The 4,009-nt window shown below is 67.2% G+C and carries 1 protein-coding gene; it reads right to left on the reverse strand.

The window, feature by feature from the left end; all coding sequences use genetic code 11:
* Positions 1 to 565: 565 nt before the first annotated feature.
* Positions 566 to 4,009 (reverse strand): RHS repeat-associated core domain-containing protein (locus FNH05_RS33765; RefSeq protein ID WP_144592914.1); only part of this gene is annotated, 3,444 nt, incomplete at its 5' end.

Here is a 4,009-nt window from a genome sequence, read left to right on the forward strand (position 1 = left end):
GGTACACACAGGACGCTGTCGTCGGCGCGGCGGCCACGGGAACGCCCACTAAGGGTCCCCGGTCGCTCAGTTCCACCGTCGCGACCACGCCGGCGCACAGCACCACGGCGACCGCGATCGCTCCGATCAGCAATCCCCGGCGGGACTTTTTCGGTGGCAGGCCGCCAGGTTGCCCGTGCTGCGGCCAGGGGCCTGGGCCGAACGCCTGTGGTGGGTTACTCACAATTGGTTCTTTCTGGTCGCTGTGGTGCGTCGCCGGTCGGCGGGGACAGATCGACGCCCGCGCGGAGTACGGACCCCGTCGAGGATGAGTTGCCGCGGATGAAGCTGCACATCGTACGGACTCCATGATCGTAGCCGTCGAGGTCGGCGGACAAGATGCCGATCATGCCGGTGGACGCTGGCCGCGAACTGTCCACGTTCTTGGTTGTGATGACCGGGCAGTGGGCGTGGGCGTAGCGTGATCTGGATCGCCATGGTGTCCGTGCCGTCTTTTCCGGGAACCATCGGTGCGTGCGACAATGTCGAGGACGATCCCCAGGAGTGCGTCACCGATGCCCCGGACTCATGGACCGGGAATCCACGTTTGCGACAACCAGCCGTCCACCCACCAGCCGTCGATATCCGTGGCGAGCTGTCTGAAATCGGTGCGGCCGAACGCGTCGCGGCAGGCGGCCCAGGCGGACGGTCGTTGGTGTTGCGCGAAGAGTTCCGACAACCGGTTGGGCTCGTTGACGTAGACCGCACCGGGGACACCTGGGCCCTCGGCGCACAGCGGGTAGTTCGGCACCAAGCTGCCAGACGGAAAGTTCTGTGTGCACGGGCCGCTAGGCGAGTTCCCTGACGCGATGGTGTCGGCCAGATCTGCGTAGACCGCCCCGTCGTGTGGTGTGTGGAAGGTAAGCGAGTTGGGGGTTCGCACGAAGCCATCCGCCGGATCGTAGGCGGCGAAGCGCGTCCGCAATTGCTTGGCGAGGCCGAGCGGGTCGAGCTGCTCCATCGGGTTGGGGACGTAGCGGTGGTGGTTGGGTCCGGGGACCAGGCCGAGCGGGTCGGGGCTGAGGTAGCTTCCGGCCGCCGGGTCGTAGTAGCGATGGTGGTTATAGTGCAGTCCGGTCTCGGTGTCGTGGTACTGGCCGGGGAATCGCAGCGGGCAGGCGGTTGAGCCGCCCGCGCCCCACAGGCCGGACGGGCCGAGTGCCGTCAGTTTGCCCTCGGCGTCGATGAGTTCGGTGGGCGTGCCGACAAGGTCCGTGACAATGGCGTGAAAACGTTGCTGGGCGGCCTCCACGCGGTGCAGTTGGGTCAGCGGCCGGTGGCTGCCTGGCTGGTAGTCCCAGGTGATCACCTCCGTCCTGCCGCCGAGCCTCGAATGGATCTGCTCGGCCAGCCGGGAGCCGTCCCACGCGAACATGATCTGCTCGGCGACCGAACCGTGGGAATCGAGGCGCTGCTTGGCAATCCGCCGTCCGAGGGGGTCGTACCGGTAACGCCAGACGGTACCGTCCGGCGTTGTCGCCTGAGCGAGCCGGTCGTCGGCGTTCCAGAGGTAGTGCCAGGACGACTCGTCGCGGGCGAGGTGCACGACTCGGCCCTGCGCATCGTGCTTGTATTGGGTGCGCCCGGCCCGGGTGACCAGCGTGCCGACATGCTCCCGATCGCCGTGGCCGAGGTTGCCAAGTGCGTCGTAGTCGTATCGCTCCGGATTGCCGTCGCGGTGGACGCCGGTGATCCGTCCGAGGGCGTCGAGGTCGAAGCGCCGGGTTCCGACCCGGGTATCACGGATCTCAGTGAGGAAGCCGGTGATCGCATAAGCGAAGGTCCTCTGCTGCACCGCGGTTACGCCCGCGCTACCGGCCTTCCACACACTTTGTGATGATATCCGCGCCCCGGACCCGTACGTCTGGGTAAGCGCGACTGCCTGCCCGAGGCGCCTCGTGGTCTCGCGGCCGAGCCTGTCGCGTTCGAAGAGGAGCCTGCCGCCCAGGGTGGCCAAACCGACGGGACGGCCACCACTGTCATAGGCCCACTCCGAGACGGCACCGGTTGGCGTGATCCGTCGCAGGCAATGCCCGGCCGGGTCGTACTCCCGGGCGATCCTGGCGCCGTTCACCGTCTCCGCGAGCACGCGCCCCAGCGGGTCACGGACGTATTCGACTACGGCGTCGGAGTTTCGCGCCCTGACCAGCCCGCCGTTGGAGTCATACGCGTAGACCGCCGACTCCCCGGAGTTGTTCCGAGTCTCGACGATCCGGCCTAGAGTGTCCCGCCGATACCAGGTCCGCTGCCCGGCACCGTTGACTCGTTCCATGAGGTGCCCGGTCGGGTCGAGGTGGTAGCCGGTCGTGCGACCGTTGAAGTCCCTCTCACCGGTGACCCGGCCGGCCTTGTCTCGTTCATAGATCCAGACCAATTCGGTGGGGCCGGTCACCGTGATGAGGCGTAGTTCGGTGTCATAGGTGAACCCGTACCGCGCGCCGTCCGGTTGGGTTACCGAAGCCGGCTTACCGAAGGGGCCGTAGGTGGTCGTTGTGACCGCGTTTTCCGAGCTCTCGTAGGCAATCTCGTTGCCCTCTCCGTCGTAGCGCCACCGCTCGACGACGCCGTCGGGCCTCGTATGCGAGGCCAGTCGGCCATCCGGTGTGTACTCCAACTGGGTCTTCTCGCCCGCGGGGTCGACGATCTCGGTGACGCGCCCGAAGGCGTCCCTGGTGAGCCGGGTCGTGTTACCCGCGGCATCGGCCATCGCGATGACCAGGCCGGCCGCGTTGGCTCGCATCTGGTGCGTCTTACCCAGTGGATCGGTGATCGCTATCCGATTACCGTGTCCGTCGTAGGTGTACCCGGTCACCGCGCCCAGTGGGTCCGTGTGCGTCAGCAGGTTTCCGCGCTCGTCGTAGGTGCACTTCCACACCGCCCCGTCCGGGCGGGTAATCTCGACCGCTTGCCGGAAACCGTTGTAGGCCAACGAGACAACAGCTCCGTCCGGCCGGGTTATCCGCACCGGGTCGCCGTTGTCGTCGAGGACGAGGGAGGTGGTCTGGCCGAGTTCATCGGCATAGGCCAACGGGCGACCGCGCCGGTCGACCTCGGTCAGCACGCTGTTGCCGAGGGGGTCGACAACCTTGGTGACGTGTGCGCGGCGGTCGTAGTAATACTCGGTCCGGTGGCCCAGCGAGTCGGCGGTCACCGTGGCCTGCAGCTGCGGGTGGTATTCGAGCGAGCAGGACAGAACCCCGCCCGGTCCGTCGCAGCGGACGACCCGTCCCATGCCGTCGTAGGAGTAGGTGTAAGTGAATCCGTTGCGGTCGGTCCACGAAGTGATCCGGCCCGCCTGATCGTGGCCGTACCGGAACGGCGTGCCCGAGGCATCGATCACCTCGGCGAGCCGGCCCCGCGCGTCGTAAGAGAACCGTCGCAGCACGACACTGGCGGTGCCTTCGATCAAGCGCAAGCCGGTGACGCGCCCGTCGTTGGAGTCCACCGCCACGCGGTAGCCGCCGGAATGCGCAACGCCCGTCAGCCGGTTTCCGTTGCGGTGAAAGGTTATCCGATGGCCGTTGCGGTCGGTGATGGCGCGGAGTGGATAACTCCTGCCGGTGAGGTCCGGGGTGAAATGCCGGGTGACGCCACGCTGTTGATCCTCGATGCGGATGGAGCCGTCGGCCTGCCACGTCAGCGGCCACTTCGCGCCTACGGACGGCAGCACCGGTTCACCCGGTGTCGCCGGAAGCGGGTAGGTAAGGATCTGCGCGTCGTCGCCGAAATAGTGAATGGCCTGCGGCCCCGGCTCGACGCGCTGGTCCAAAGTGGACGACCAGCCTGGGCCGAACAAGCGCCCGGCGGGGTATCCAGACGCGTACGCCCTCCGCAGCAGGAGCGGCAGCAGTCCCGGCAAGGCGACATCGGTGGCGTCGGTGATCACCTCACCGGAAACCACGTCGACAGAGGCGCCCGCTGTATAGGAAAGCGCGTTGCCGTCGACGGCGCGGCCGGTTGTGTAGGGGGC

The organism is Amycolatopsis rhizosphaerae (assembly GCF_007713715.1).
Lineage (GTDB): Bacteria > Actinomycetota > Actinomycetes > Mycobacteriales > Pseudonocardiaceae > Amycolatopsis_E > Amycolatopsis_E rhizosphaerae.